Origin of the sequence: Bacillus gaemokensis (genome assembly GCF_001590835.1) — a bacterium.
Taxonomy (GTDB): Bacteria; Bacillota; Bacilli; order Bacillales; family Bacillaceae_G; genus Bacillus_A; species Bacillus_A gaemokensis.
Window position 1 is genome coordinate 70,296 of sequence record NZ_LTAQ01000004.1, and the last position, 24,584, is coordinate 94,879.

The window sequence follows — 24,584 nt, forward strand, 5'->3', positions numbered from 1 at the left end:
AGTTTTAGGATGAGAGATGTTACTCCAGTATTGGCTCAAAGCCTATCTGCTTTTAAAGCCTATATAGAAGAGCATAAATTAAACATCAGTCATTTCTCCTATATCAACAGCGGTGATAATCTGCGAGGATATCGTGGGCTTATCATTACAGTTGGTCGTTGGTGGAGAAATGACAGATATAGGTCTATTGAATTCTACGATACAATCAATTCACTTGTATATAATGGACATGTATCTGTTATTCAAGGGACTTGGGAGTCAGAGGATTCTCGAATGAAAATGAAATTACTATAAAATAATGAAGGGACTGTATGCCGATACATCATGCGTTCATACACAAACCGCAAAGGCGAAATTATAGAAGTTAACCAAGAGCATCTTGATATGGCTGTTCGATTAAAACTAGAACTCCAGAAAGCTAGTCCATCAAGAAAGATATCTTGGAAATTACACAAAGAGCTTATGGAAAAAGAAGGATTCTTTGATAGTGAAGCGAGCGAAATATATCGTGTTATGGTTAAAAGCTATCAGAAGTCCATTGGGAAACTCCCTACTGCCCCTACTCACGCAGACATGGTTACGAGTAATAAGCTAGAATCAATCAAGGAGCTTGTTGGTGATATAGCTTGGGAGAAACGAGAGAACCAAGGTGTTCTTCGTAAATTAAACAAGACTAAGCGAGAGTTAATCGATTATGGATTGCTTGTTCAAGAAGTAGTCAGTGCTGTTCGTAAGGAGTTAAGTGATTTAGAATTTAACTTTACTTTTGAACCTATTACAACTGGCAACTCTAGAATGATTGCTGTGTTTACTGATTGGCATCTAGGAGCATTAGTTGATGTTGAGGGAAATAAATATAATTATGAAGTTGCTGTGAGACGAATAAATGAGACCTTGAGTAAACTGTATAAGATTGCCGTTGATAACAACGTTAAACAGATTGACGTAGTATACTGTGGCGATATGTTAGAGCATGCATATATGAGAGAATCTCAATCATATCACGCTGAATTCTTTGTATCAGAGCAAATTGCTCGTGGTGGAAAGGTGTTAATCCAAGTTTTAACTGAGTTGTCCAAACACTTTGTTGTTACCTACCAAGGTTTTAGTGGAAATCATGATAGAATAAATGGAAATAAGAATAACAATATCGATGGAGATACTGGTATGGTAGTTGTCAATGAGATTGTAAAGACATATATTGAAACAGTTAACATTGGTAGCCTATTCTATATAAAATCACACTCCCCTTTCAGCGCACAGTTGCTAAATATAAATGGAAGAAACATTAAACTGGTTCATGGAGACTTAGAGAAGAAAGCTGACAAAGGTAAGCTTGCCGACCATAGCGACAGAGATAATATTATATATGATGCTATTGTTATGGGGCATTTCCATCACTTTGAGGTAATTGAAGTTGGCGATGATAAGTTTGAAATCCTTATTGGAAGCATTAAGGGTTCAGATGATTACTCTAAGAAACTTGGATTGTCCTCTTCCCCATCTCAAGGTGCGATACTGGTTTATGAAGATGGAGAAATCAAGGTCGAAAGAATTCGAGTTAAATAAACAAAACCATTAAAAAGAGTGAGGATTATATTCCCCACTCTTTTTCTATTTACCAAACAGTCTTCCAAAGAATCCCTTCTTCTTTTCCTGTTCGATTCTCTTATTATGTTCTCTCATTTCAGATATAAATGTGGTCATCTGGTCATCTCTCTTTTTCAGCGCCTCTTCTATTCTCTCTGCTGTAGCATCTAGCTTTTGCTGTTGCTCATTCATTTGTTCAGTTAGTTCTTTCTGAATCTCTTCACGAATTGTTAAAGTTAGTTCCTCTCTCAATTCACCTTTCAAACTATTTTGAGTTTCAGATATTATGATGTTTATGAATTGTTTTACACGTTCACTCTGCATCAATCGCTGAATGTCTTCTTGATTTAGTAAGTCTGCTGTTTTGTTAGATGGATTAGATGGTTGTGGTGCATCTTCCCTGCTTCTAAGTTCGAACCTATCCATCTCACGCATCATGTATCCTAAGTCTTTTGTCGTGGTTCTTCTACCATGTTCTTGTTTGAGGTCACGAAGGAATCCAAATATTTCTAAATCAGTATCATAATAGATTCGTTCATTCCTATTATTCCTCATGACAAAGTGAATATCAAACTCTTCTAACTGGTCAGTCCAGTTTCTCAATGTTGGTGATGGCACTTCTAATCTCTCAGATGCATCGCCAAGTGTTATGAAATCTACTTCCAGAGCCATTCCCATGCCTCCCTGTCTATGTTATTACCTATATTAAACCACACTTTGACCTATATTTTCAATTGACATACATTATATATTCCACTTCATGACCTATAAAGCCTTCTGTCCTACAATATAGCCTGCAATTAGAGGTTAAAGGATACGTATATTTTACCTATCAAATCCCCTGCCCTACATTATAATAAGGATATAGAGGGATGAAATATCATTTTGATAGGACGTATTTAGGTCTGCTGTCCATTATAGCTAGTAGTCTATTACTAGTAATCTAGAAAATGCTACCACATCCCACTTGACACTACTGGGTAGCACTGGTAAGATAAGGTACATAAGGGAATTGATTCATTGGTAGCACCTAGTCCTACCTAGTAGGATATAGTGGCATTTTTACTATAAAAGGAGGAATTATATTTAATGGGAACATTAACTTTGGGAATCGATGTTGGCTATTCTCATACAAAAACAAAGAGCAAGAAGGGTTTAGATGTATTTAGAAGCACTGTTAAAGATGGAATTATCGACATCAACACTGGTTCTACTGTAGTTGAGTATGATGGAAGTAAGTTGACAATAGGGGAGAGAGGTCGTATTACAGTTGTACCTAATAAGATTTCAGACCCAAACTTTGAACCTCTATTACTAACAGCTATACTTAGAAACGTTGATGATAAGCTGACAGACATAAATGTAAATCTTGTAACTGGTCTTCCAGTGGCATGGTATCCAACTCAAAAGGATGAGTTGAAAGAGTTCTTGTTCAATAAGAAGATTACTGTTGGATACAAAGGGAAAGATAGGACTATACATATTAAGGACTGCATCGTATTCCCGCAATCTGCAGGGTTAGCCCTAACAAATCCGAAGGAATTTGAAGAGGGAAGGACTAATCTAGTAATTGATATTGGCGGTCTCACAGTTGACGTGTCATATTACGAAGGTAGAAGAATGGTAAAATATGAAAGTTATCAACTTGGCATGCTTAAATTCTACTCAACTGTTGCTAGTGCGATTAATGCTCAATTCAATGTAGAGGTCGATGACCAAGATGTTGAGAGATTCATTGAGGAGAATGCTGTTACAATCTCAGAAGAGCAAAAGGAGTTTGATTTCCCTAAACATTTCAATAATCATATGGATAGAATTATCACTAAGATTAAAACTGACTTCCCATATGATATCGTTCATAAGAAGACATTTGTTGGCGGTGGCTCTCTACGATTCAAAGAATATCTTCCTTCAAATAAAGGAATCCAATGTAATGAGATTCAATCCAATGCAGAAGCATTCTATAATGTAGGAGTTCAGAAGTTTGAAAAATAAACTACCAACAGTCAAACGCTCTGTATCATTTAGAGAAGATGTCTTTGATACTGCAATGGATATGGCTGATAAATACTTTGGTGGCAATTTTAGCGCATACTTGACTTATCTTGTATGCGCTGATAAACATGGACTATCCAGAGTACAGCAAACTGAGGATATAGTAGAACAGAAGGAAGAGATTAAAGAGAATGTAGCCAACAACTATGTTAAAAGTGATGAGAATGAAGATTATATCAATAATATACTTGGTATGTAGGAGGAAGTCAGTTGAGACCAGAAACTGTCATTACTTATGAATTGAAGATACTTACTGGAGTAGGGGAGGTAGTGGAGAGATTCACTAAGACCTATGATACTGATGTTTACGATGAGGATAAAGAGTCTACCGATTGGATGTTCATAAATTTTAAGATGGAAGACTTGAAAGAGAAGCATGGAGATGGCATTGTACTACTAGAAGTTTCCATGGATAGAGGAGCGTTGAACTGAGGTCGATGTATAAGCATCGGCTTTTTTGTATTATAGTAGAAGAAACTGGAATAGAAGAAACTGGACTGGATATAGGCTATATATAGCTAAATATAGGGTTATTTGAGATCAAATTAGGGTGGAATGTTCGTGTTTTGGTGTGAAAAGCATTAAAAATATGCTAAAAATGGTCAAAAATGTGTGAAAAATGACCGAAAAAGGCTTAAAATTGCTAAAAAACGGCTAAAAATGGACGAAAATTAGTAAAAATAGGGCAAAAAGGGTTAAAAAGGCTTAAAATAGCTCAATTATGGGCTATTTACGTTATATAGAGGATATAAAGGTCATTTAGACATACATTACGCTTCGGATGGTTGTTATCGTCATAGGCTATATATATGCTAGTGGGAGCTATATTTAAGTACCTATTTTGTGTGGTAAATATACCCCTTGTAAGGTAATGGTAAGTAAGGGAATTACTGGTAGGTTCCGATAAGGGTTACGATGAGGGTAAATATGGAGATTCGTTAGGAAATGGATTTTGGATGAGGTTAGAATCGCTCGTATGGGGCATTTTGGTAGTGTGTGGGTGAATGTACCCATATTCGATTTGCTAATAAGTACCTGTAAATATGTGGTAAATACCGCCCCTCATACCGTCCACTAAGAACTATTAGTAGACGTACAAGCGAGCGTTCTATACAAGCTAGTATGCAAGCGTGACAAGTGCATACCCTTGACGGAACACAAGCTATACAGTGCGGTGAATGTATATGTATACCAATATGCATGACTGTATATTTACTCGTGTAGGTTGTCTGGTGGCTGATTGGTGGTCTTAGCCTTATAGTGAGTAGGCTTATCGGTTGCTATGCCATGCGGTGTGGATGGTGGAGGTACATTCACAATTATACATACATATACATATACACTCAACTCACATCACATATCACCACCTAATTCACCTTACAAACTCACTCACACCAAGCCTTCACAGCCATTATACACTCATATACACTAACGACATATTATGCACTATTTCATACATATGCACACTAATATCACATTACCTATTGACAACCGTTCATTCACCTGCCATCAATACCATACGTTACACAACAATGTCAACACATTCTTTTATGCACTCATTTATGCACTCATATGCACGACCACATACACCACGTCCCAAGGCTAGGCTTAAGGCAAGTAAAAGCCTTGTGTCTCTAAGAGTCACACATCACATCACAGGTCACTAGGTCACTGTCTGTCTGCACCTCACTGGCACACTACACGACTGCATATTCATACACCATTATGCATACTACATGTATACACACACACAACACCACACTACATGTATACATATATGTACTACCATACTATGCATACCATAGGTAGGTATACTGAAGACTGTCATACAAAGGCTTTGCTATACATTCTAGCCTCCTATATGTAGCATGTTAAGGCACGCTAGTCATAGCCCATGAACACTACAGCACCAAGGTTTTAGCTATCCCCCTATACAACCTATACAATACAGCTATACTACCACATATCATAGGGGTATAGGTATACGACGCTACTATATCCATACCACATTAGTATTATGTGAGCGCTACCAATCCAATAATATCAAGGGTTCATCCCCATTTACCTATTACCTTTACTGCTATATCCTACCATTCATACCAGTGTGTCCCATATCCTGCATGCCTCTATATCCCTTGTATCCATGCTCACACCTTGGTATCACTACATTGTAAGCGCTTATCTAACGCACACCACCTTCCATATACTACCATTCAGCCAAGTGTGTCCTAATCGTGAGCGTTGTCTGACTACTCTGTCTATTTCATGTAAGCGTATACACCGTTGATGCTCTAAGCTTGCACACACATTTTGTACAAAATCGCTGAAAAAATAAAAAAGTTTTCGACAAAAATCGACAATCAAAATAATAAACATTTTAAAAACATTGTAATACCAATGGTTCAACCCACTTTTAAACGTGGAATTTACCTGTGGATAACATTTTTTTAAAATTTATGATTCGCTTGACAAATTCGAAATACTTGTTCTCCCTTGTGGCTCTAAGGCTGAAGGCCTCAAATTTTTTTATAATTTTTTTTAAACTTTTTTTCGATGGTTTTATTTAAGTGAGTTATCCACAGGCATTTTTAGCAAATGTAAACGCTTACAATCATGGTCATTTTATAAAACACTTTGAAGCCTTGTGGCTCTAGGGATGAGCGTACATTTCGAGTCGGAAAAATACACCACTTTCTCCTATAGAAATTACGTGTGTGTGCATAGCGTAGAATCCACCTAAAAAATCCACTAAAACAAAACCATTAGAATTTAATGATTACAGTTGTGTGTTTTTTAGAAAGTATGGTTAGATATGAGTGTGCCAAGCAACACGGCAACAACAAAACAAAGCAAGAACAAGTTATCTTGAATGCTCACTGGAGCGGATAACACTTGCATACATACACCTTACATAAGTAAAGCAGGCTCTCAAAACCATTTTGAAAGTGTAGGGATTGAATAGGAGTGACAGTTCTATGAAGTTCTTTGAAAATCGAATAAGGTTAACAAACACGATAGCAAGTGTATAAATTGGCAGAGTGGTACACGGTATGCACTCACAAGGCTGTAAGAGGCGAGCCAGTAAAGTAATATCTCGACAGAACGTGAGATAGTAAGAACGAATAAAGGAGCATAGCGACTCTTTTGTGTAGGCTAACTATTGGAAAAACGGAGATATGAAACACCAGTAACCGTTGAGAACTTGAGTCTCAAGCGTTTCCAAGACCAATAACCGTTTGGTTTTTGGTTCAAGTGTTCAAGTCTTGAGCGTTTGAATGAAAAACTAAACAAATTAACTAATGAACTGGAGAGATTTATAATGACTAAATTTAACAATGAAGTACAAGCAAAGGCTTTCGAAAAGGCTAACAAATGCAAGGTATCAATGAAAGATATTTCAATGGCACTAAGCGAAGGTAACAAGAAACTAAAAGATAACAAGGTAGTAGCATTCTATCAATGGAATATCACAAGCGTTGTAACATGTCCTTTCAGAACTGAATTGTGTGAGAAATCTTGCTACGCTCTTAAGGCTGAAAAGATGTATCCAACAGTTAACACTAGACGACAAATGAACCTTGAGTTCTCAAAATCTAACGAGTTTGTGAGCGCTATGATTGAACAAATCGAGTTCGAACTGGCTCGCAAAAAGAACAAAGGTAAAACAGTGTTCTTCAGAATTCACGAGGCAGGCGACTTTTATTCATACGAATACCTTGTAAAATGGCATGAAATCGCTCAACACTTCAAAGGTAACAGAGCGATTGTATTCATGGCATACACAAAATCATTACCATTCGTGAAAACTCTGTACAAGAATGTAGGAAAAGAAAATGTAAACATCACATTCAAGTCAAGCGTATGGGAGGATACAAAGCCAAAATTTTTACAGATGACAAAAGAATTGGGAATGAGTATCTTCACAGCAGAAAAGGCAGGCACACTAGAAGAAAAGGGAATGTTTGCTTGTCCATCTAGTGAAGCTTTCAAGAACACACCAAAAGAAAAGGATTGTGGAGAATGTAAAGTTTGCTATCTTGCAAATGTAGACGTAGCAATTGAAATCCACTAAAACAAAACCATTGCAATAACTGGCTAGTAGGCAGGGGAATTCTTGCCTGCAATCGAGTTATTGACTCGGCAAAAAAACTTATAAAGGCAGGTAATCAAGGATGAAAAAATTATTGAAAGTATTAGTAGCAATTATGGTAATGGCAACAAGTGTGGGAATGTTTGCAAGCCCAACAAAAGAAGTACAGGCAGAAAACAATTACAAAGAACAAGCACAAAAAAATATTACAGTGGTACACACAATTGTAGACTACACAGAAAAAGGATTAGCGTACACTTTACCAATTGACGACAACGATGCAATTGATGGTTACATCTTAGTAGAGGCAAAAAATTATGAGCAGGGTGCAATTGTAACAGTGACGATGGATGGACTGGGAGAAATTGTGAACGATGAGTACACGCTGAACGAAGAACTAAGCACACTGTACGATAGATTTAGGGATGTTATCGACTCATACGAGGAATCGTTTGAGTACGAAGCATTCAAGTCTAATGACTTGGAAGATGAGAACAGAAACAAAGAAGGATACGTGCAAGCTGAGGATGGTTCATGGGTTAAAGAAAGCTTCTACGATGAAGGAGCAGGAGTCGAAACGAAAACACTTAACATCGAACTTAATGATGGTGAATGGGCATATGGTCAAGATTCAGAAGGATATGAGTATGCAATAGCTAGTGACAGAGTAAAAGAAGGTCAAGTGGTAGAAGTAACAGTAAATGAATTTGGCGAAGTCTTCACGGTGGACGTGGTGCAAAGTATTTAAAGGCGAAAAAAATTGTAGGAGTGATGGAGAATGGCAAAGGCAATTAAATGGGCAAAAAAATTCTTCACGAAGAAATCAAGCGTTGAGCAACAAATCAGCGCTTGGGATGAGTTCAACAAAAAATATGGAATGTAAGGGGAAATTACACATGAAAAAAATTATCAAGTCAATCACAAATGCATTAGCAAAGGCACAAGAAAAAAATAGAGGAGTCGCAACACTTCGCTACGATGTAGTAAAGCGAGCAATCGAGCGTGAAGAATTTGAAAAAATGATTTGTGCATATCACTACACTGACGACTATGTTTGGGATAGCGTGAACAACTTTGGTCAAGGGGAAGTAAGCAAGGAGTCATTGTTACAAAAGTTTGGTTGGTTGACTCCTTCATGTTGGGTTCAAGTGAAGGATATCGAAGGAAAAAAATATTACGAGGTTAGCGTATCGTTTCATAGTAATCTAGCGTATGATTTGTTTATACCAGTTGCCTAATTTAAAAGCGAAAAAATTCTAAACGAAAAGGGGAAATAAAAAATGATGGAAATGATGAATAAAAAAGTTAATCGCTTAGAAAAAATTGTTGCAAGATACAATGATAGTTACAATCGTTTTGACTGGGAAACAGGCTTGTATGAAAATATGGAATGGAAAGCGTGTGCTGTACAAGGTAAAAAATTAATCATGCAACTTATTGGCGAGATGGACAGGAAGGAATTAGTAGCTGTAAATATATTCTCTCTATTTGTGAATAAAGAGAATTGGATTCCTCATCCAGAAAAGGATATAAGAGGCGATGGATTTGGGAATTTATTTCATGAGGCTGTAAACAAATTAGGCGTACCATTTAATCTTAGAGATAATGGTTATGGTGGCAAAACTTATACGTTAACTTAATGAAAGTGTGTTATATAGCGAAAAAGAATTATTATAAGGGAGAAAAAATATGATGGTCAGCACACTAACAGACGTTAAAAAGGAAATAAAAACTTTAGATGTAACATTCATTGAGTTAACTATGGATGCGTTTGGCGAAGGATGCAACGTTCATGCAACAGTCTCACACAGCAAGAACAGACGTACAAAATACTTCACATTAAGTGAGGAAGAAAAAATTTACAAAGGTGAAGCAAGACGTAAGCGAGTAAAAGAATCCCTTGAGAAACAGGGGTATAAAGTTATAATTGGGAATATATACGAATAAAAAAAATGGAGGTAACGGCAATGAAATCAGATGTTTGTAAAATAGTCCCAATAACGGTTAATGGTGAGGAAAAAATTTACATAACAGATGCACCTTATGAAATGATATCAAAATGTTTTCTATCATCATTTGACTTCTATGATTTTTTAAAAGAAATTAAAATTTCAAACTACAATATCCGTAAATACACACCATCTATGTCATTAAATTTTGACGAAAAATAAATTTAAAGGGGAGAAAAAATTATGTTAACAATTCAATGTACTGCATGTAATGGGGCTGGAGATAATAAATTTGTAGAAGGTAAAGGATGGACACAAGAATGTAAAGCCTGCTTTAATGGCTATGTAGATGCTCCAGAGGATATGAAAGTATATGTGAGCGTGTACAAGGTTACTAGAGAATTTGGAGGACATGAAGAAGGCGGCTGGTGGTTTGACTGGTACAAATGCCTTGAAACAATTCCTTGCAAAAATAAATTTTCAGATGAAATTAAAGAAGATTTATTGAAAGAATATAATGATGTTAAACATGGAGATATTTCTTTTGTACTAGGTGGCGCTGATGTGCAAGTATTTATTGAGCGTAGACCTGCTGAGAATGAAACAAGAGAAAGACCTATGTATGAATAAGGAATGGAGGGAATAAAAAAATGTACATGCTAGATGATGTAAGAGATAGTTATATAAAAAGATTATTGGAATTATGGGACAAAGATAATATGCTTGTATTCACGAAAGAAGCAAATGACATGTATGAAAATTATGGCGAGACAACAGCGGATGAAGTTATGCTAATGTTTAAAAATAAGCTACAGAATAGGTGAAAAATAATTCTTTACTGTAATACTGTTACAGTGTATAATGAACTCAGAACAATAAAGGGAGAGATTTTAAAATGGAATTAACTACAAAAGTATATGTGATTAAAGAAAATATGATTTACGTGATTACAAGAATGCGACAAATAGCAGATAGCACTGGGTTAGGATTCACGTATGATTTAGATTTAGTTGCAGGGTATGACTATATAAATACTGATGAAAGCAATGTTCAAGGCTTTATACCTGCAAATAATTTCATTGATGAAGTACAGTGGGACATAATAAATGTATACCCACTTGAGGAATCATTAGGTGAGCGATTAAAAGAAGAAGGTTACACGGTTATCGATATCAGTAAATATAAAATTCATGAATCTAAATTAGAAGATTAAGCTGAAACAGGGAGGAAAAATTTCCCTGTCATCGCATGGTGATGCATGTGGTCTGATGATGGCAGTCACCGTTAATATATGAATGGGAGAGAATGAAATGAAAAAGGAAAAATTAAAATTAAGACCATGGGTTAAGATGACACTTGCATTCGTTGTTGGTGTGTCAATCATCTCGAATATCTTTTCTATCTTTGGTACATCTGCTTCTACAGATGATAACATGGAAGAAAAAATTATAGCGCATGGCATTATTGAAGTAAATGTAAATGGTGAATCATATCTTAAGATGATTGATAAGGTACACGGCTCTGATGTGGTAGTTAAAACAAAAGAGGAGTATAACGCAGGTCAAATAATAACTGTGGAACTAGAAGGGAATAGGGTTGTTAGCGATAAAATAACAGAAGGCGAAGAACTGGAAAAGCTTTATCAAAGGTATAATGATTTGATTGAAGAGTACAACGCATCAATTAAAAATAAATAAGGCAAAAAATTTTTTGACATTCAACTGTAATGCTGTTATAGTATTACGTGAGGGGATAATAAATCCTCTCTTGAATGAATTAAGAATTTTTTAATTTAATAATAGATAAAATCATCATTTTATTATGAGAGGGGAAATAAATATGTATTATGAAATCAACGTATCTTTAAAGGGAATGCACTTCTTCGCTACAGCAGAGAGAAGTATCAACACACCATGCAAGCTTGAAGCGGTGGTAAATGTATTTCGTGAAAAATTTCCAGAGAGCGAAGGTTTTAAAATTAGCGTTACTGAATGGCGTAAACAAGGTAAAATTATTGAAATTTAAAAAAATTAAATTTAATGCTTGACTATAACACTGTTACAGTGATAACATGTAATTAACTTAAAAAAAACCATTAAAAAAGGGAGTTTGGCGACTATGAAAAAATCAAGTGTAAATTGGATGGTAAAACAATTTATGGGTATGGTAAATAAAGGAACTATCAGTTTTGATTATCCTATTCAACGTGCAGGTGGTCAATGGGACTTAATGCAAAAATCATTATTAATTCATTCATTAGCAGGAGATTATCCAGTACCTGCATTATATAGCCTTATCGAAAAACAAATGATGGAAGTTAAAGGTAAAGAAAAAGAAGTGTCGGTGTACTTAATTCTTGATGGAAAACAGCGTTTAACAAACATCTCTGGCTTCTTAAATGACGAGTACGCTTTACACGAAGAAACTCCAAGTGTTGAAATTGATGATGAAGAATATGTATTAGCAGGAAAACATTTCAGTGAGTTAGATGAAGAAGTTCAAGATAAAATCAATAGCTTCTCACTTCAGATTTATAAATTCGATGAAGTAACTGATGAAGAAATTGAGGACATGTTCTATCGCTTAAATAATGGTACGCCATTAAGTAAACAACAAAAAGCTAAAGCTAAGATGGGTAATGCTTGGGCAGGTAAAATTAAAGAATTAGTAAACCATAACATGATGACTGAAAAAGCTTCATTCACAGAATTACAATTAAGAAAAGCTGATAATGAAACTGCACTTCTTCAAACTATGATGTTAATTGATGACAACTATGAGTGGAAATCTATTTCATCTAACGATGTATTCGATTATGCTCAATCATTCAAGAATGATGATAGCAAGGATGCAATCATTGAAAAAATTGTAGCTACTATGGATTACTTAGACAAAGCATTCGATGGAAAAGAATCTGTACTGCTTAAGAAAGTACACTTCCCAATGACAATGTTAACAGCTATGAAGGCTATGGAAATGGATATTCATCATTTACGCTTCTCTGATTGGAAAGAAGAATTCAAGAAAGCATTAAAGCATAAGAGTGAGATTCGCACGAACTACAAAAACTATGGTGGTGCAGGTAGCGTTAAGAAAGAGAAAACAAATGGTCGAATCAATGCAATGCAAGAACATTTAAATGCATACTTTGAAAAGTTCCAACCAACTAAAGCAGAGCAACTTAAAGAAGAACAGGCAGAGCAACCAATAGCGTAAAATCTCAAGTGCCTTGGATAGTGTTCAAGGCGTTTGAAAAATAACGTAAAACAAATTCATTAAATTTTATTGACAGCATTTTAGATAATTGATAAACTATATAAGTGGGAGAGATTACCATGAACAAATTAGAACTGAAAGAACAAATCACAAAGCTTGCTGAATTAATTTATACAAACCTGCATAAGCTTGAATATTCAAATCAATTTTCTTCAAGGGCAAAAGAATTTTTAAATAGCGATGAGTTAAAACAAATCCATCGAATCGCATATACTGCATCAGCTTATAAGGGAGAGAATAGAGAATCTCTTGAGCATATTTTAACAGTGGCAAAAAATTTAATGGAGTATAGTAACTCGGCTGTAGATTCATCAAAACATACATATGAAGCTTATGGTGTTGAATTCTTAGAGCATGAAAATGAATATGCAGGCATTTGCTCTGTGAAGCCAGGATTGGATTGGAAGAAGGCTATGTTCGTTATCAGTCATCATTTTGGGAAAAAAATAGTATTCATGGTTCGAGAAACTAATAGCTTTGAAGTCGCTCTTATGAATCGTTGGAAGATGCCAGTAGAGGATTCAAATATAACAGGATATCATAAGTGCGTAATGTCGGTAGTGTGGCAAATGGCTAGAGCCTACAAAGGTAGATGAAATCTATAACCAGTGTGTAGAACGGGAGAAAAAAATGTTAGCAGTGCAAAATGAATTAGCAAAACAATTAGCAGACCATATCATTCTGAATATCTGGAATGTTAGAGAAGCATTTATGAGTCTTAATGATGTATCAAATTTCCTAAAAGAAAAATTGGGAGATGAGTATACAAGCGAGTTATCAGTAGCAGTAAAAGAAATACTGAAGAATGATGATAGCCTCGATTTCTTCCGTGAGGGGACATATATCCATCAGCAAAAGTATTATCATAGCGCAGGGAACTGGATTGCACCAAAAGGAAAGTATCAAAATCCAGTCGAAGCTAAAGAAAAGCTGAAGTGGTATTCATGGCAGGAATCGGATGATATAGATGATTTAGATTAATAGATAATGTGGGAGGCAGGACGATGAGTATTTTAAAGGCAAAAAAATTATGGGTGTCAGTTGGTATAGTTGTTGGGTTGGTAGCATCTTTCACTCTAGGTTCTAGCGGTGCAAAGGTTACAATTGGGGAAGAGAAAGTAAATTATAATCAGCTAGTATCTAAGATTGATAAGAAAGAAAAAGAACTGGATTATACGAAAGACAAAGTGAAAAAAGGAATCGCAGATGAGCAAAAGAAATTGGACGAAAAAAAGTCAGATGTAACTGAAACTCTGGCAATGGTTCAAAAGAAAAATGAATTGTCTGCAGAGATTGAAAAGCTAGGCAAGGATACAGAGTCCAAGAAGGGCGAAGTAAGCAAGCTAGATGGCGATATTAATGGCAAGAAAGCTGAATTAGAGAAGCTTACAGAAGGCGTTAAGACTAAGCAAGAAGAGCCTAAAACATTAATTGCAGGTGAGTACATTGTAGGAAAAGATATTCCTGCAGGTCGCTACAAAGCTACTGCAACAGGTCGAGGAAGTAACTTCTTCGTATACGATAAGAGTGGCAGAGCAGTCGTAAATACAATTCTGGGTAATAGTTCTGTTGGTCGAGGAGATTATGTATTCTTCTGTGAGGCAGGAAACATTATCAAAACAGGAGAGCAGGTAAAACTTATTCCAGTGGAATAGTTGATATAAAAGGGAGAAAATTTTTTCTCCCCAAACAATTGACCAGTCACTGTAATAGTGTTACAGTGAAAAGGATGGATTTTACATATTTTGTCGTACACATTGGGGAATCTAAATGTGGGGAATGATATAAATGAAGTTGAGTGTAGGAGCAAAATTAAAACTACTAAGAAATCTGAAGCCTTGGGTTAGTCAAGCGGACGTTGCAAGAGAAATTGGCGTTTCTAGACAGTTATATAATGGATATGAAAATGGCAAGTTCGAACCAACGTTGCAAAATTTAAAGGCTCTGTCACAGTATCATGGTATTCCAATTGATGACATTGTAGAGAATGACATTTCTAAAATAGATTGTGAGAAAGCCTTGATAATTAAGGCAGAAGCTAGTGATAATCTGTCACAGGAAGAAAAGGATAAGTTTATTAATTTGTTGAAAAAGATAGTGTGAGGGAGATTGATGATGAGAAGTATCCCAGAAGAAAACTGGCTATATCAAGATGAGAATGGAGTTGTTACAGATTACTATGGCAACGTACTTGTAGAATTAGGTCATGCTATGGTCTCAAGCAATATGTATGTATACGCTGAATTAAAGAACCCTAAGTGGTATCATAGATTGCTATTTAATCCTCGTAAAATTGAGTTGGAAGAATGTTATAAACTGCGCTATGTAACAGAAGGAATGCATGCTTACATGGTGTTGGATAGAATTCATACACTTTCAGATGCGATTAGAGTTTATAATCCCAAAAAAGGATATGAGTACAATATTGGATACAAATAATTAATTAATAATATCGGACTTTTATTAGGAGGTGTAACAGGTGGGAGTAAGGCGAGCAGGAAGAAGAAGAGCAGGAGACCCATGGAGAAGCGTTAATAGCACGAAGGGCGCTCCTAGTGCGCATCAAACATACAGTTATGGTTCTCCTAAGATGACCTTAGAATGTGAAAAACTTTCTGAGGAAGAATTGAAAGAACTTAGTGGAGAGGTAGTAACTTACAAGTTAGAAGAATTGGAGGAAAATAAAATGGAACGCAAAGATTTTATGGACGACCATTTCTCAGATTGGACAGATGAAGAGAAAATGTATTTTGCAAAGTACAAGCTAGAACAAATGAAGGTTCGTGAAAGTGAGCCTAATGGCGTTATACTTGTCTCTCAAGACCATATCAAGATTCATCAGTGGCTTATTGAACAGGCTCTGAAAAATATAAAAGAATGAGGTATTGATTATGTAACAAGAGTTTGAAGTTATTTTTGTAGAGAAAGATAGGTCAAAGGTTTATATTAAAGCAGATAGCCCAGAGCATGCTCAGAAGTTGTTTGACGATGGCAACTATGAAGGTCACAAGGCAACAGAATTAGATTTGTGGGATGCAGAGGTTGAAACAATAAGTGAATTAGAAGGATAGTTAAGAGGTGCTAATTGAGTGCCTCTTTTTATTTTGAAAAATTAAAAGTTTCTAAATTTAACAAGAATAAGTTGACAGGAATTCGGTTAACTTTTACACTGTAACCATACAACAGTATTACAGTATATAACCAAAAGAGGTGAGAACGTTTGAGAAGGAATAGATTCAAATTTAAAAGCAAAAGAAGCCATCATTCTCTTTATCGTAGCGGTGTACCAGTTCGAAACCTATTTATGGGATTTGCGCTTGTGCTTCGTATCGCAGTTATACTAGGCGTCCCATTTGTCATATTTGCATTTCAAGAATCTATTACAGGATATCTCAAGGTTCTTGTCTTATGGTACATTAACGAACGAATCATAAAAGCAATTGATTGAGAGGAGATATGAAAATGTTAAATATTGTTACTTGGGATGAGAATGATACAAAGAAGAATATGAATTTTGATGATTCTGTTGATGTGTCAGAGTTGATAGTCGATTATCGTAACGATAAATTGCCAGGAGAGATTCAAACAAAGCATGCTATTGCTCTGATTATGATGAATCTAATAGGAGACTACCATGCAATCGTAGTGAAGCGCTCAGAAGAACTTCTGGAGGATTCAGAGATATATCTGCTTACTTGGAATGAAGTTGTTGAAGGTGGAGATATGAAAAAGATAGACACCTTCTTGCTACGAGATTTAGTTAACGACAATCTTTTTAAATAACATTCAAAAAAGTTCTTGACTGTAATACTGTTACAGTGATACAGTATGTAATAGATAAACCGAAGGGAATGATACAAATGTCAGCAGTTAAATCTTATGATAGTTTGGAAGTCGCAGAGGTTCTTCCATTACATAACATGGATGTTCAAGAAGTTTATGAAGCTTTCTTGAGCGAGCATTATCGCAACTCTGAGAGAACAGCAGGGGAATACAAGTCTCGTGTCGAGGAATTCTTCATGCTAACTCTTGGTAAAGAGATGAAATTTGTTACAGTTGATGATATTAAATCAGTCAAGAACAAGGATGTTCAAACTAAATTCGTTGATGTTCTAATTGAAAGAGGGAACACAGCAGGAACGATTAAGACCAAGCTACATAGTGTCTCAAGCTTCTACAATGCTCTTCTTAAGAATGAAGTTTCAGTTAATCCAAGAGCATTAGATATTAAGCTTAAGAAGAGTACGAAGCATCATGAGGCACTTTCCTTGCAAGAGTATCTGAATTTACTGGAGTTTATGAAAGAAGAGTCTGATGGGTTGGAGAAGTATCTATATTCAAAGACTCTCTTTCATACTGGTGGTCGTAAAACAGCTACACTATACTTCTCATGGGACAAGATTACCCAGAAGAAAGATATTGGTACTGGTCAAATGGTCTGGGTTATTGATTTCGTAGGTAAAGGTAGCAAGGATACAGAGAGACCAATCTCTGACGAATTCTACAATGAATTGAAACAGTTAGATAATGGACAGGAGAATGTGTTCTCAATGCTGTCTAGTAGTGAAGGTGCTTATAAGCGCTATGAAAGAAGCTTGAAGAAGTATGCGAAGATGATTGGCAAGAATATATCTATCCATACTATGAAAGCTACTGCAATTACAATTGGATACCAGTTAACAAAGGATATAAACCTGTGCAAGCAATTAGGCGCTCATAGTTCCATGGCTACTACAGAGATTTATATCAAGGAAGAGAAGTCCTATGTTAACCAACTAAGCTACAATATGAGTAGGGATATTGACGAGTCTATTCTAGATGAACTGTCTCATGAGGAGCTATTGTCATTCATTAAAGACAATGAAGATATTAAGATGAGTATCTTGATGCGGTTGGGAAGATAGCGCTCAATCGCATCGTATCGAAATGTTAAACAAAATCATTAAAATATGTTGACTTATGATGGTAATGCATTTATAATCTTAATTAAGAGTTAAGCAAAACCATTAATAAAAATAAGGATTCCGTGTTGGGGAATGCGGAATCTTAAATAATGGAGGTAATTTAATGAACTGCAATGGTGCATTACGTACAGGGAGAGTAAAAGAATATGAGAGATATGTTAAATCTACAGGCTTTAAAACATAGTAAGAAAACTAAGCATCAAACTATTTACGAAAAAGCACATCGAATGATGTCACAAGGTTGGGAAACTAAGGAACTAACAGAAGAGGAGATTCTAGAGATTGCTTCTAAATATCCTACACTGAAGGTCAAGGTTCTTGTGGGAGGAACTACGATAGTAAGAAGTAAGAAGGATACTTGGGTAATTAGAGACGAGGCTCGCTTCTATACTTTATACCATCAAGGTTTATCATTCGTAAAAGGTAAAACAAGAGAGAGATACCATGTGCAAGATGTCTTCTACGATATGGAGTTTATCTTTGCCAGTATCATTAGCCACGATGACTATGCTTTGGGGATTGCATCAAGAACCACGGCAGAGATACTGGAGATAATTGAACAGAGTAATGTTAATCAAAGTTCAGTTGTTAGCGTTTGATTATTAAATAAAACAATTGCAATTTAATGTAAAAGCCGTCAAAGCCTTTAGTATCAAGCTTTGGCGGTGATTAAAAAAATATTAAACAAAAGTATTGAAAAATACTTGCAATCGTTAAACAAATGCATTAAGATAGGCTTATAGATAGGAAGTACATACATAGAGATAGGTAAAATAGTAAATAGTATTTAAAACCAAGTTATGAAGGAGATTGTGTGAGATGAGACGTATGGACGTGAATGTAAAGAGGGAGTTAGGTCAAGTATTAACGGCTTTGAATATGGGTGTTTTAGTAGGCACTAAGGAAGAGATTGCTGAAGGTCTTGTAAGAACTATTGGAAGACAATCTGTTGTAGAAATCTTTGATAATCAGAATATCGATGAATTAGAAAATCTAGAAATCAGAAAGCAAAAAGCTGTTTTCAATAAACTATATGCTTTCTCTAAGAAGGAAACATTGAATCCATTCAGAATCTTCTTATGGGAAATTACAGAAGGATTTTATAACGAATCATTTAAAGTAACTTTCATCGAATCGATGATTAACGAATATACGGAAGAATCAATAAAGAACATTGCTATTATCTTTGATAGAACAGCTTCTGTAGAAGAGAAGCTAGGTAAAGACCTGTATGACTTTGATACAGATGAATTAACAGAAGCTTTCGTAGCTTTAAAATCTAAAACCGTAAGAAGCTTACAGAACTATGTGTCTAAGATTAAACAATACGTTGATTTCGCTCTTAAACAAGGAGTGACAGCATATAACTTTAACCATGCAACATCTTATAATACGCAGAAGAAAATCGAGAAGTACGTTGATGAAGAGGCGAACATGATTTTCGATATGGAAGAGATTATGGATATGGCAGAGTATTCAGATAATGCTCAAGATGGCGTAATACTCGCTCTAACATTTGATGGCGTAAGCTTTAAGGATAACTACACTGAATTAGTTGAGTTAACGGAAAAGCAAGTTGACTTCGAGAATAGCGTAATCAATCTTCCAGAAAGAACTGAGGGAGATAGGAAAGTTGAAGCAAGAACTGTTCCAATGAGTGCGAAAACAAGAATGCTTGTGAAACGTGCTATTGAAGATGGGGAGTATGTAAGTATCACAGGAGAGAAGTCTCGTACATATAAATTAGCTGAATCTAACCATATCCTTCGTGGAGTGCGTAAGGGTAGAGAGAAGATTAACTGGAGAAATATTAACCAACGTATCCTTCGTATTGCAGATGTTGAGGCTAAAGAAAATCTAAATGCAACAACAATTTCTTATAGTGGACAAGTATACTACGCATACCAATTAATCAGAAATGGAATGAATACTGATAAAGCTGTAGATATGATTCTAAATAGATTTGGATTAGCAGTTAATACATCTTCTAGATTTTACTTAAAAAATAGAATTGAACAATATATAAATAATTTAGCATAACATAACTTAATTTAGTCTAACTTAACTTTATAGATAATCTAAAAATAATACGCTTGACATATATTGTGATTAATAAATAAAGAACTCAATCAACTTGCAAGAACAAGGTTGATTGAGAATAAAGATTCTATGCTACCAGACGAACCATCCCTTAAGACGATTAAATATGTTAACGTCTATAGCAAGGGCAGATAAGACAAGCATTATTCCAGATAGTGCAAAAAGGACAATAAGAACCACTATGCATATAGTTATAGCTCTTACTCTCCTTTGACTATGTTTTTCGATAAACTTATCTTTACCTCTGTCGAAAAAACATAGGACTATAATATCAAAAAATTGCATGGTGGTAACAGGTCTAACAATAAACCATTTTTTATCGCCATGTATAAATCTCATGATTGTTCCTTTTGGAATATCGTAATCAAATTTAATCTTACGCTTGAGTAAATATATGAAAAGCCAAGCGGAAAATAATATACCTAATCCAAAGAAAGCGAAGGCGATTATCATATGGTCTGTAAAATGTTCCCAAAATTCATTATTTTCGAGCATGAGGTTTAGTTCACGTATACAGCGTTCCAACTGTTCCGATTCGTTCATATGAATCCTCCCTTATATATTTGAGCTTATTCTTCTTCAAGTAATTTCTTATACCAGTAAACAGTCTTTTTCAAGAACTCTTCTTTCTTTTCTTCACTGAGTTCTTTGTTACTGGTAATCTGAGAAATTGACTTAGATAGTATAGGATGAGATTCTAATGCTTGTCTAGTGGATAAAGGTATTTTTCCAAAACATTCAAATAAGCGGTCTTCATTCAGCCCTAGAACTTTTGCGAGATTGACAATGATATCATCAGAGGGATTTGAATTTTCTCCCTTCTCTAACTTAGATATATAATTAATAGAAACGCCGACCATTTTAGAAGTTGTTTCCAGTGTGTACTTCTTCTCTAATCTTTTTAATCTGAGTAGGTCTCCAGTATTGTTGTTTTCCATACAACCACCTTCGTATAATTAGTTTAGTTGATTAAGTACCAAGTTAAGCACCAATTATCATGATAACACAATGTTTAGACTACTTACACTCTGACTTGAAATTTTAAAGTCAGAGTTGAAAAAAGTCTTGATTTCAACTCTAAGTTGAAATACAATAATAAAGTCGTAACATTTGTAACATAATTGAAAAACAGGAAATACATACAAGATGAATCCGCACTGTGCCAACATTGACACGGAGGGCAGATGGTAAAACATCAAGAGGTAAATGGCAAAAAATTCTTGAAGTAAAGAGAAAAATAATATACTTCGAATTCGAGATTTTTTTTGGTCGAGAAATCGAACGTATGTACTCTTAAAGTATAAAATGGCAAAAAAATTATGAAGTACAGCCTTGTCAATAGATATGGCGAAAACATAAAAAACTTAATAAGTAGGGGGAAGTTAGTTACTATGCGTAAATTTACTATCAACCAAGTGTCAAACATGAGAGGATTCGATGCGTTAACGCAGGGAGAAGCTTCTATTGAAGAGATGCTCCTGCATAATTGCAATGAATTAAAAAACACTCGTAGAGGATTTAATGTAACAAGAATTGATGTGCTTGCTTCAACAGAAGATTCGCTTATTACAAAGTGGGTTGAAATGTGCTTGAAGTTAACACCAGAAGAACTGAAGGACGACTACGTTAAAAAGGCTTTACGTTTTATGGCAGAAAAAATTCTACGTGACCATTGCACCGAACAAATGGCTGACACGTTTAGAGAGAATATAGTTAATCGATATAATATTCTTGGACAAGATATTCAAAAGGTTGTTCATTCTATTTCGAAGTATTTAAAATGTGGAAGAGTAGTTCCTGTTGCACAATCATATAGAGAAGCGCTTGAAGAACTATCGGAAGGAGTTGTTATTTACGATGAGCCAAAAAATCACTAATCACGAAGATATGCAATCTTTGGAAAAAATTGAAGAGGTCATCATATCATTAGAACTTTCAACGCAAAAGTCTCTTTCTCTCATCGCCCTTAGCGTTGATAGAAAAGAAGCGTTTGCAGAATCGTTTAATCTTATTGATGAGACTGAACAGATTCTCTCTGGTATTAAAGATTCATTAATCAGAACCATTGCAAAAGAGAAGATTCTTGATGCTACAGAAAGTTTTCAGTCAAAGATGCATCAAGTATAGTACAAATGCGGTAAGCGTATACAATTCTGTCTACTTGAGTATATCACAGTATTGCTAAATTGGGTAATTATTCCTAGATGAATATTATGATTTAACGATTTTGTTATATTTGTAATGATTCTGTAATATTAAAAAAATGGAGGTTTATTATGACTACAATAGTTGAAGTTGCAAAAATTATTGAAAGTATTGGAGCAACCAGTGGTAAGAAAGCTAAGAAAGAGATTCTAACAAATCACAAGGATAATGAGATGCTGTGCAAAGTTTTAAATCACCTCTATAACCCTTATGTGAAAACTAATATAGCCCAGAAGAAACTAGCGAAAGAGGTTGTAGTCGCCACAAGTCAGCGTCCTTTATTGGATGTGTATGACTACATGGACTACTTGAGTAGCTCTACTGGAAAAGATGAGAACATTGCTGTAGTTCAAGCATTTATAACATCGCAACCAGAAGAGGTTCGTTGGTTGCTAGAAGCAATGGCGATTAAAAAGCTTACGATTGGCGCTACAGGTAGTTCAATTAATGAAGCATTTGGATATGCATTCATACCAAGTTTTGAATTAATGCTTGCTGAGAAATACATTGAAGTCAAGCGTGTAAAAGGTGAGTTCAAGGTTTATGAACACTGGAAGAAGTATATTGGAAAACGTGTTATTGCAACGAAGAAATTAGATGGAAACAGAGCATGTATATTTGTTCGTGATAATGGAGTAATTGAAATATTCTCTCGTGAAGGTCACTTGCTAGAAGGATATGTTGAAATTAAAGAGGCGTTCGCACAGTTCCCTAAAGGACAGGTTTATGACGGAGAACTTCTTGCAACAAATGAAGAAGGTTTAAATTCAAAAGACTTGTACAAGAAGACATCTAGTATCATGAGAAAGAAAGGTGTCAAGAAAGGATTGGAGTTCCACGCATTCGATTTACTGCCTATTGAGAAGTTTGAACAAGGTGGATTTGAAGTAAGCTGTGAGAAGCGTAAAGAAGCGCTTGGATTAGTTGTTGGCACACAGAATCACGAGTTGGTCAAGTATGTAGAACCATTGTACATTGGCGAGTTCGATAAAGAGATTATTGATGGTCTTGCTGATGTTGCTAAAGCTAATGGCGAAGAAGGTATCATGGTTCAATTAGCAGACGTAGGATATGCTTGTAAGCGTACATTTGATATCCTTAAGGTTAAATCATTTGAATCTGCTGACTTACGATGCTTGGGCATCTACGAAGGTAAGAGTGGTAGAAATATCGGTAGTCTTGGTGGCTTTGTATTAGACTTCCATGGCAATCGTGTAAACGTGGGTAGCGGTATTCCACATGAAATACGAGATGCTATTTGGAAGAATCCAGATTTAGCATTAAACAAAATCATCGAAATACAATACTTCGAAGCGTTTGAAGAGGAAGATGGTACGCTTGACCTGCGATTCGCATCTTTCAAAACAATCCGTGAAGACAAGACAGAGCCAAGTTACTATTGATGTTCGCACTTGGGAGGAGTGTAATATTCTCTTCCCAAGACTGTAACACAACTGTAAAACAAAACCATTGCAATTTATGTTACAATGAATTGAGCATCACAAGAAAGGAAATGATATTAGTGAAGAATTTAACATCAAAGGAGAGTGTTGGGAGGATAGTTCTAACTGCCAGTGTTGGTTTAACTATTGCGTGTAGTGCATTTCTATACGATAGCTACAGCATGTTAGAAGAGAGTAATAGGCAGTTAGACAAGGCGAGAATACAGATTAAAGCACAACAAACCAATTACAAGGAATTAGAGGCAAAGTTTCTTAACGTTGAATCTGAAAGCCAAAAACTATCACAGAAGCAAGAAGAGTTGCAGTCTACTATATCTAATCTAGAAGCTGAGAAGAGCAATCTAGAGACTGAGAATGGCAACTTAAAGGGCGAGGTAGAACAGCTAAAAAAGATGAAAGCTGATGCAAAAGCAAAGGCAGAGCGAGAGCGAATACAGCAAGAGCAGAAGCAGAAGAAGCAACCGAAGCCACAGCAAACGCAACAATCGCAGGAGCAAAAGCCACAGTCCAGTAATGTTGTATCAGCAGGTTATGAGAACTGGCAAAAAGTTACTGTTGAAGCTACAGGATATTCTAACGTGGCAGATGAACTTGGTGGTGGCGACATCACAGCAAAAGGTACAGGTGTCAGATGGGGAATCATCGCTGTAGACCCACGAGTTATTCCACTTGGCTCTAAAGTATATATCCCTGCGTTTGGTCAAACATTCGTAGCTGAAGATACTGGTGGGGCAATTAAAGGGAATCGCATAGATATCTTCTTTGACCATGGAGACAAGGCTAGGTCATGGGGAAGACGTTCTATCGAAATCTATGTTCAAAAATAAAATAAAAAGAGAGTCATTTTTCACTTGACTCTTTTAAACAAAACCATTAAAATAGAAAATGTAAG

Annotated in this window: 35 protein-coding genes; 32 read left to right on the forward strand and 3 right to left on the reverse strand. The window is 35.6% G+C overall.

From position 1 onward, the window contains the following. The first annotated feature begins 9 nt into the window (after positions 1-9). Both AZF08_RS07610 and AZF08_RS07615 read left to right on the forward strand, forming a co-directional pair. Positions 10-294: a hypothetical protein gene (locus tag AZF08_RS07610; RefSeq protein ID WP_033675073.1), complete on the forward strand. Its 285-nt coding sequence runs from the start codon at positions 10-12 to the stop codon at positions 292-294. Positions 295-384: 90 nt separating this feature from the next. Continuing rightward, positions 385-1,569, forward strand: a complete 1,185-nt coding sequence (locus AZF08_RS07615; RefSeq protein WP_063177252.1) for a hypothetical protein — start codon at positions 385-387, stop codon at positions 1,567-1,569. Between the two features lie 45 nt (positions 1,570-1,614). Here AZF08_RS07615 and AZF08_RS07620 read toward each other — a convergent pair whose 3' ends face one another. Continuing rightward, a complete protein-coding gene (locus AZF08_RS07620; RefSeq protein WP_033675075.1) occupies positions 1,615-2,262 on the reverse strand; it encodes a MerR family transcriptional regulator in 648 nt (215 codons plus the stop codon). A 417-nt stretch (positions 2,263-2,679) separates the two neighbouring features. Between AZF08_RS07620 and AZF08_RS07625 the strand changes: the two genes are divergently transcribed. From AZF08_RS07625 to AZF08_RS07745, 26 genes are all read left to right on the forward strand, one after another. Then, positions 2,680-3,585, forward strand: a complete 906-nt coding sequence (locus AZF08_RS07625) for a ParM/StbA family protein (protein WP_033675076.1) — start codon at positions 2,680-2,682, stop codon at positions 3,583-3,585. Then, positions 3,575-3,844, forward strand: coding sequence for a hypothetical protein (locus AZF08_RS07630; RefSeq protein WP_033675077.1), 270 nt, complete (start codon positions 3,575-3,577; stop codon positions 3,842-3,844). Before AZF08_RS07625 ends, AZF08_RS07630 begins: the two co-directional genes overlap by 11 nt. An 11-nt stretch (positions 3,845-3,855) precedes the next feature. After that, entirely contained in the window at positions 3,856-4,077 is a 222-nt protein-coding gene (locus AZF08_RS07635; protein ID WP_033675078.1) for a hypothetical protein, read from the forward strand. Positions 4,078-6,964: 2,887 nt separating this feature from the next. Beyond that, positions 6,965-7,717, forward strand: a complete 753-nt coding sequence (locus AZF08_RS07640; protein WP_033674945.1) for a GP88 family protein — start codon at positions 6,965-6,967, stop codon at positions 7,715-7,717. 100 nt (positions 7,718-7,817) lie between these two features. Continuing rightward, positions 7,818-8,483, forward strand: a complete 666-nt coding sequence (locus AZF08_RS07645; protein ID WP_033674946.1) for a hypothetical protein — start codon at positions 7,818-7,820, stop codon at positions 8,481-8,483. A gap of 148 nt (positions 8,484-8,631) precedes the next feature. Beyond that, positions 8,632-8,973, forward strand: coding sequence for a hypothetical protein (locus AZF08_RS07650; protein ID WP_033674947.1), 342 nt, complete (start codon positions 8,632-8,634; stop codon positions 8,971-8,973). A 42-nt stretch (positions 8,974-9,015) separates the two neighbouring features. After that, the gene (locus AZF08_RS07655) at positions 9,016-9,375 is read left to right on the forward strand and encodes a hypothetical protein (protein ID WP_235190046.1); all 360 of its coding nucleotides are present in this window, start codon (positions 9,016-9,018) and stop codon (positions 9,373-9,375) included. Between the two features lie 49 nt (positions 9,376-9,424). Continuing rightward, positions 9,425-9,682: a hypothetical protein gene (locus AZF08_RS07660; RefSeq protein WP_033674948.1), complete on the forward strand. Its 258-nt coding sequence runs from the start codon at positions 9,425-9,427 to the stop codon at positions 9,680-9,682. Positions 9,683-9,702: 20 nt separating this feature from the next. Next, on the forward strand, positions 9,703-9,906 hold the full coding sequence (locus AZF08_RS07665) for a hypothetical protein (protein WP_033674949.1): 204 nt from the start codon (positions 9,703-9,705) through the stop codon (positions 9,904-9,906). A gap of 21 nt (positions 9,907-9,927) precedes the next feature. Beyond that, entirely contained in the window at positions 9,928-10,314 is a 387-nt protein-coding gene (locus AZF08_RS07670) for a hypothetical protein (RefSeq protein ID WP_033674950.1), read from the forward strand. Between the two features lie 20 nt (positions 10,315-10,334). Then, positions 10,335-10,508: a hypothetical protein gene (locus AZF08_RS30420; protein ID WP_156029090.1), complete on the forward strand. Its 174-nt coding sequence runs from the start codon at positions 10,335-10,337 to the stop codon at positions 10,506-10,508. Between the two features lie 71 nt (positions 10,509-10,579). After that, positions 10,580-10,897, forward strand: a complete 318-nt coding sequence (locus AZF08_RS07675; protein ID WP_033674951.1) for a hypothetical protein — start codon at positions 10,580-10,582, stop codon at positions 10,895-10,897. A 97-nt stretch (positions 10,898-10,994) separates the two neighbouring features. Next, positions 10,995-11,381, forward strand: coding sequence for a hypothetical protein (locus AZF08_RS07680; protein WP_033674953.1), 387 nt, complete (start codon positions 10,995-10,997; stop codon positions 11,379-11,381). Between the two features lie 142 nt (positions 11,382-11,523). Next, positions 11,524-11,709 (forward strand): hypothetical protein, encoded by a 186-nt coding sequence (locus tag AZF08_RS07685; protein ID WP_033674954.1) that lies wholly within the window; start codon positions 11,524-11,526, stop codon positions 11,707-11,709. A gap of 93 nt (positions 11,710-11,802) precedes the next feature. Then, on the forward strand, positions 11,803-12,900 hold the full coding sequence (locus AZF08_RS07690) for a DUF262 domain-containing protein (RefSeq protein ID WP_033674956.1): 1,098 nt from the start codon (positions 11,803-11,805) through the stop codon (positions 12,898-12,900). 119 nt (positions 12,901-13,019) lie between these two features. Then, positions 13,020-13,556 carry a hypothetical protein gene (locus tag AZF08_RS07695; RefSeq protein ID WP_033674957.1) on the forward strand — a complete coding sequence of 179 codons (537 nt, stop codon included), beginning with the start codon at positions 13,020-13,022 and terminating at the stop codon, positions 13,554-13,556. Between the two features lie 34 nt (positions 13,557-13,590). Beyond that, a complete protein-coding gene (locus tag AZF08_RS07700; protein WP_033674958.1) occupies positions 13,591-13,941 on the forward strand; it encodes a hypothetical protein in 351 nt (116 codons plus the stop codon). Between the two features lie 23 nt (positions 13,942-13,964). Continuing rightward, complete coding sequence (locus tag AZF08_RS07705) at positions 13,965-14,615, forward strand: hypothetical protein (protein WP_033674959.1); 651 nt, start codon at positions 13,965-13,967, stop codon at positions 14,613-14,615. Between the two features lie 133 nt (positions 14,616-14,748). Beyond that, on the forward strand, positions 14,749-15,063 hold the full coding sequence (locus tag AZF08_RS07710; protein ID WP_033674960.1) for a helix-turn-helix transcriptional regulator: 315 nt from the start codon (positions 14,749-14,751) through the stop codon (positions 15,061-15,063). Between the two features lie 9 nt (positions 15,064-15,072). Further along, a complete protein-coding gene (locus AZF08_RS07715; RefSeq protein ID WP_153019494.1) occupies positions 15,073-15,399 on the forward strand; it encodes a hypothetical protein in 327 nt (108 codons plus the stop codon). A gap of 40 nt (positions 15,400-15,439) precedes the next feature. Then, positions 15,440-15,841, forward strand: coding sequence for a hypothetical protein (locus tag AZF08_RS29725; RefSeq protein ID WP_064504752.1), 402 nt, complete (start codon positions 15,440-15,442; stop codon positions 15,839-15,841). A 339-nt stretch (positions 15,842-16,180) separates the two neighbouring features. After that, positions 16,181-16,408, forward strand: a complete 228-nt coding sequence (locus tag AZF08_RS07725; RefSeq protein WP_033674962.1) for a hypothetical protein — start codon at positions 16,181-16,183, stop codon at positions 16,406-16,408. 14 nt (positions 16,409-16,422) lie between these two features. Continuing rightward, positions 16,423-16,743: a hypothetical protein gene (locus AZF08_RS07730; protein ID WP_033674964.1), complete on the forward strand. Its 321-nt coding sequence runs from the start codon at positions 16,423-16,425 to the stop codon at positions 16,741-16,743. A gap of 77 nt (positions 16,744-16,820) precedes the next feature. Then, the gene (locus AZF08_RS07735; protein ID WP_051725758.1) at positions 16,821-17,864 is read left to right on the forward strand and encodes a tyrosine-type recombinase/integrase; all 1,044 of its coding nucleotides are present in this window, start codon (positions 16,821-16,823) and stop codon (positions 17,862-17,864) included. A gap of 206 nt (positions 17,865-18,070) precedes the next feature. Continuing rightward, complete coding sequence (locus AZF08_RS07740; RefSeq protein ID WP_051725761.1) at positions 18,071-18,523, forward strand: hypothetical protein; 453 nt, start codon at positions 18,071-18,073, stop codon at positions 18,521-18,523. Between the two features lie 220 nt (positions 18,524-18,743). Then, the gene (locus AZF08_RS07745) at positions 18,744-19,964 is read left to right on the forward strand and encodes a phage lytic cycle repressor MrpR family protein (protein ID WP_033674965.1); all 1,221 of its coding nucleotides are present in this window, start codon (positions 18,744-18,746) and stop codon (positions 19,962-19,964) included. Between the two features lie 132 nt (positions 19,965-20,096). On the opposite strand, the gene AZF08_RS07750 is transcribed toward AZF08_RS07745, so the two are convergent. After that, positions 20,097-20,567 (reverse strand): hypothetical protein, encoded by a 471-nt coding sequence (locus AZF08_RS07750; RefSeq protein WP_033674966.1) that lies wholly within the window; start codon positions 20,565-20,567, stop codon positions 20,097-20,099. A gap of 26 nt (positions 20,568-20,593) precedes the next feature. Further along, a complete protein-coding gene (locus tag AZF08_RS07755; RefSeq protein WP_051725762.1) occupies positions 20,594-20,962 on the reverse strand; it encodes a helix-turn-helix domain-containing protein in 369 nt (122 codons plus the stop codon). A gap of 453 nt (positions 20,963-21,415) precedes the next feature. Here AZF08_RS07755 and AZF08_RS07760 point away from each other — a divergent pair, with 453 nt between their 5' ends. From AZF08_RS07760 to AZF08_RS07775, 4 genes are all read left to right on the forward strand, one after another. Beyond that, on the forward strand, positions 21,416-21,901 hold the full coding sequence (locus AZF08_RS07760) for a hypothetical protein (RefSeq protein ID WP_033674967.1): 486 nt from the start codon (positions 21,416-21,418) through the stop codon (positions 21,899-21,901). Beyond that, the gene (locus AZF08_RS07765; protein ID WP_033674968.1) at positions 21,882-22,151 is read left to right on the forward strand and encodes a hypothetical protein; all 270 of its coding nucleotides are present in this window, start codon (positions 21,882-21,884) and stop codon (positions 22,149-22,151) included. Before AZF08_RS07760 ends, AZF08_RS07765 begins: the two co-directional genes overlap by 20 nt. A gap of 149 nt (positions 22,152-22,300) precedes the next feature. Further along, positions 22,301-23,632 carry an ATP-dependent DNA ligase gene (locus AZF08_RS07770; RefSeq protein ID WP_235190047.1) on the forward strand — a complete coding sequence of 444 codons (1,332 nt, stop codon included), beginning with the start codon at positions 22,301-22,303 and terminating at the stop codon, positions 23,630-23,632. A 119-nt stretch (positions 23,633-23,751) separates the two neighbouring features. Then, positions 23,752-24,519 (forward strand): 3D domain-containing protein, encoded by a 768-nt coding sequence (locus AZF08_RS07775; RefSeq protein ID WP_051725765.1) that lies wholly within the window; start codon positions 23,752-23,754, stop codon positions 24,517-24,519. Positions 24,520-24,584 lie beyond the last annotated feature (65 nt).

What these genes read in the sequence shown, in the direction of transcription:
- AZF08_RS07610 (WP_033675073.1), top strand. Translation starts at nt 10, where the DNA reads ATGAGAGATGTTACTCCAGTATTGGCTCAAAGCCTATCTGCTTTTAAA.
- AZF08_RS07615 (WP_063177252.1), top strand. Translation starts at nt 385, where the DNA reads ATGGCTGTTCGATTAAAACTAGAACTCCAGAAAGCTAGTCCATCAAGA.
- AZF08_RS07620 (WP_033675075.1), bottom strand. Translation starts at nt 2,262, where the DNA reads ATGGCTCTGGAAGTAGATTTCATAACACTTGGCGATGCATCTGAGAGA.
- AZF08_RS07625 (WP_033675076.1), top strand. Translation starts at nt 2,680, where the DNA reads ATGGGAACATTAACTTTGGGAATCGATGTTGGCTATTCTCATACAAAA.
- AZF08_RS07640 (WP_033674945.1), top strand. Translation starts at nt 6,965, where the DNA reads ATGACTAAATTTAACAATGAAGTACAAGCAAAGGCTTTCGAAAAGGCT.
- AZF08_RS07645 (WP_033674946.1), top strand. Translation starts at nt 7,818, where the DNA reads ATGAAAAAATTATTGAAAGTATTAGTAGCAATTATGGTAATGGCAACA.
- AZF08_RS07650 (WP_033674947.1), top strand. Translation starts at nt 8,632, where the DNA reads ATGAAAAAAATTATCAAGTCAATCACAAATGCATTAGCAAAGGCACAA.
- AZF08_RS07655 (WP_235190046.1), top strand. Translation starts at nt 9,016, where the DNA reads ATGATGGAAATGATGAATAAAAAAGTTAATCGCTTAGAAAAAATTGTT.
- AZF08_RS07660 (WP_033674948.1), top strand. Translation starts at nt 9,425, where the DNA reads ATGATGGTCAGCACACTAACAGACGTTAAAAAGGAAATAAAAACTTTA.
- AZF08_RS07665 (WP_033674949.1), top strand. Translation starts at nt 9,703, where the DNA reads ATGAAATCAGATGTTTGTAAAATAGTCCCAATAACGGTTAATGGTGAG.
- AZF08_RS07670 (WP_033674950.1), top strand. Translation starts at nt 9,928, where the DNA reads ATGTTAACAATTCAATGTACTGCATGTAATGGGGCTGGAGATAATAAA.
- AZF08_RS30420 (WP_156029090.1), top strand. Translation starts at nt 10,335, where the DNA reads ATGTACATGCTAGATGATGTAAGAGATAGTTATATAAAAAGATTATTG.
- AZF08_RS07675 (WP_033674951.1), top strand. Translation starts at nt 10,580, where the DNA reads ATGGAATTAACTACAAAAGTATATGTGATTAAAGAAAATATGATTTAC.
- AZF08_RS07680 (WP_033674953.1), top strand. Translation starts at nt 10,995, where the DNA reads ATGAAAAAGGAAAAATTAAAATTAAGACCATGGGTTAAGATGACACTT.
- AZF08_RS07685 (WP_033674954.1), top strand. Translation starts at nt 11,524, where the DNA reads ATGTATTATGAAATCAACGTATCTTTAAAGGGAATGCACTTCTTCGCT.
- AZF08_RS07690 (WP_033674956.1), top strand. Translation starts at nt 11,803, where the DNA reads ATGAAAAAATCAAGTGTAAATTGGATGGTAAAACAATTTATGGGTATG.
- AZF08_RS07695 (WP_033674957.1), top strand. Translation starts at nt 13,020, where the DNA reads ATGAACAAATTAGAACTGAAAGAACAAATCACAAAGCTTGCTGAATTA.
- AZF08_RS07700 (WP_033674958.1), top strand. Translation starts at nt 13,591, where the DNA reads ATGTTAGCAGTGCAAAATGAATTAGCAAAACAATTAGCAGACCATATC.
- AZF08_RS07705 (WP_033674959.1), top strand. Translation starts at nt 13,965, where the DNA reads ATGAGTATTTTAAAGGCAAAAAAATTATGGGTGTCAGTTGGTATAGTT.
- AZF08_RS07710 (WP_033674960.1), top strand. Translation starts at nt 14,749, where the DNA reads ATGAAGTTGAGTGTAGGAGCAAAATTAAAACTACTAAGAAATCTGAAG.
- AZF08_RS07715 (WP_153019494.1), top strand. Translation starts at nt 15,073, where the DNA reads ATGATGAGAAGTATCCCAGAAGAAAACTGGCTATATCAAGATGAGAAT.
- AZF08_RS07730 (WP_033674964.1), top strand. Translation starts at nt 16,423, where the DNA reads ATGTTAAATATTGTTACTTGGGATGAGAATGATACAAAGAAGAATATG.
- AZF08_RS07735 (WP_051725758.1), top strand. Translation starts at nt 16,821, where the DNA reads ATGTCAGCAGTTAAATCTTATGATAGTTTGGAAGTCGCAGAGGTTCTT.
- AZF08_RS07740 (WP_051725761.1), top strand. Translation starts at nt 18,071, where the DNA reads ATGAGAGATATGTTAAATCTACAGGCTTTAAAACATAGTAAGAAAACT.
- AZF08_RS07745 (WP_033674965.1), top strand. Translation starts at nt 18,744, where the DNA reads ATGAGACGTATGGACGTGAATGTAAAGAGGGAGTTAGGTCAAGTATTA.
- AZF08_RS07750 (WP_033674966.1), bottom strand. Translation starts at nt 20,567, where the DNA reads ATGAACGAATCGGAACAGTTGGAACGCTGTATACGTGAACTAAACCTC.
- AZF08_RS07755 (WP_051725762.1), bottom strand. Translation starts at nt 20,962, where the DNA reads ATGGAAAACAACAATACTGGAGACCTACTCAGATTAAAAAGATTAGAG.
- AZF08_RS07760 (WP_033674967.1), top strand. Translation starts at nt 21,416, where the DNA reads ATGCGTAAATTTACTATCAACCAAGTGTCAAACATGAGAGGATTCGAT.
- AZF08_RS07765 (WP_033674968.1), top strand. Translation starts at nt 21,882, where the DNA reads ATGAGCCAAAAAATCACTAATCACGAAGATATGCAATCTTTGGAAAAA.
- AZF08_RS07770 (WP_235190047.1), top strand. Translation starts at nt 22,301, where the DNA reads ATGACTACAATAGTTGAAGTTGCAAAAATTATTGAAAGTATTGGAGCA.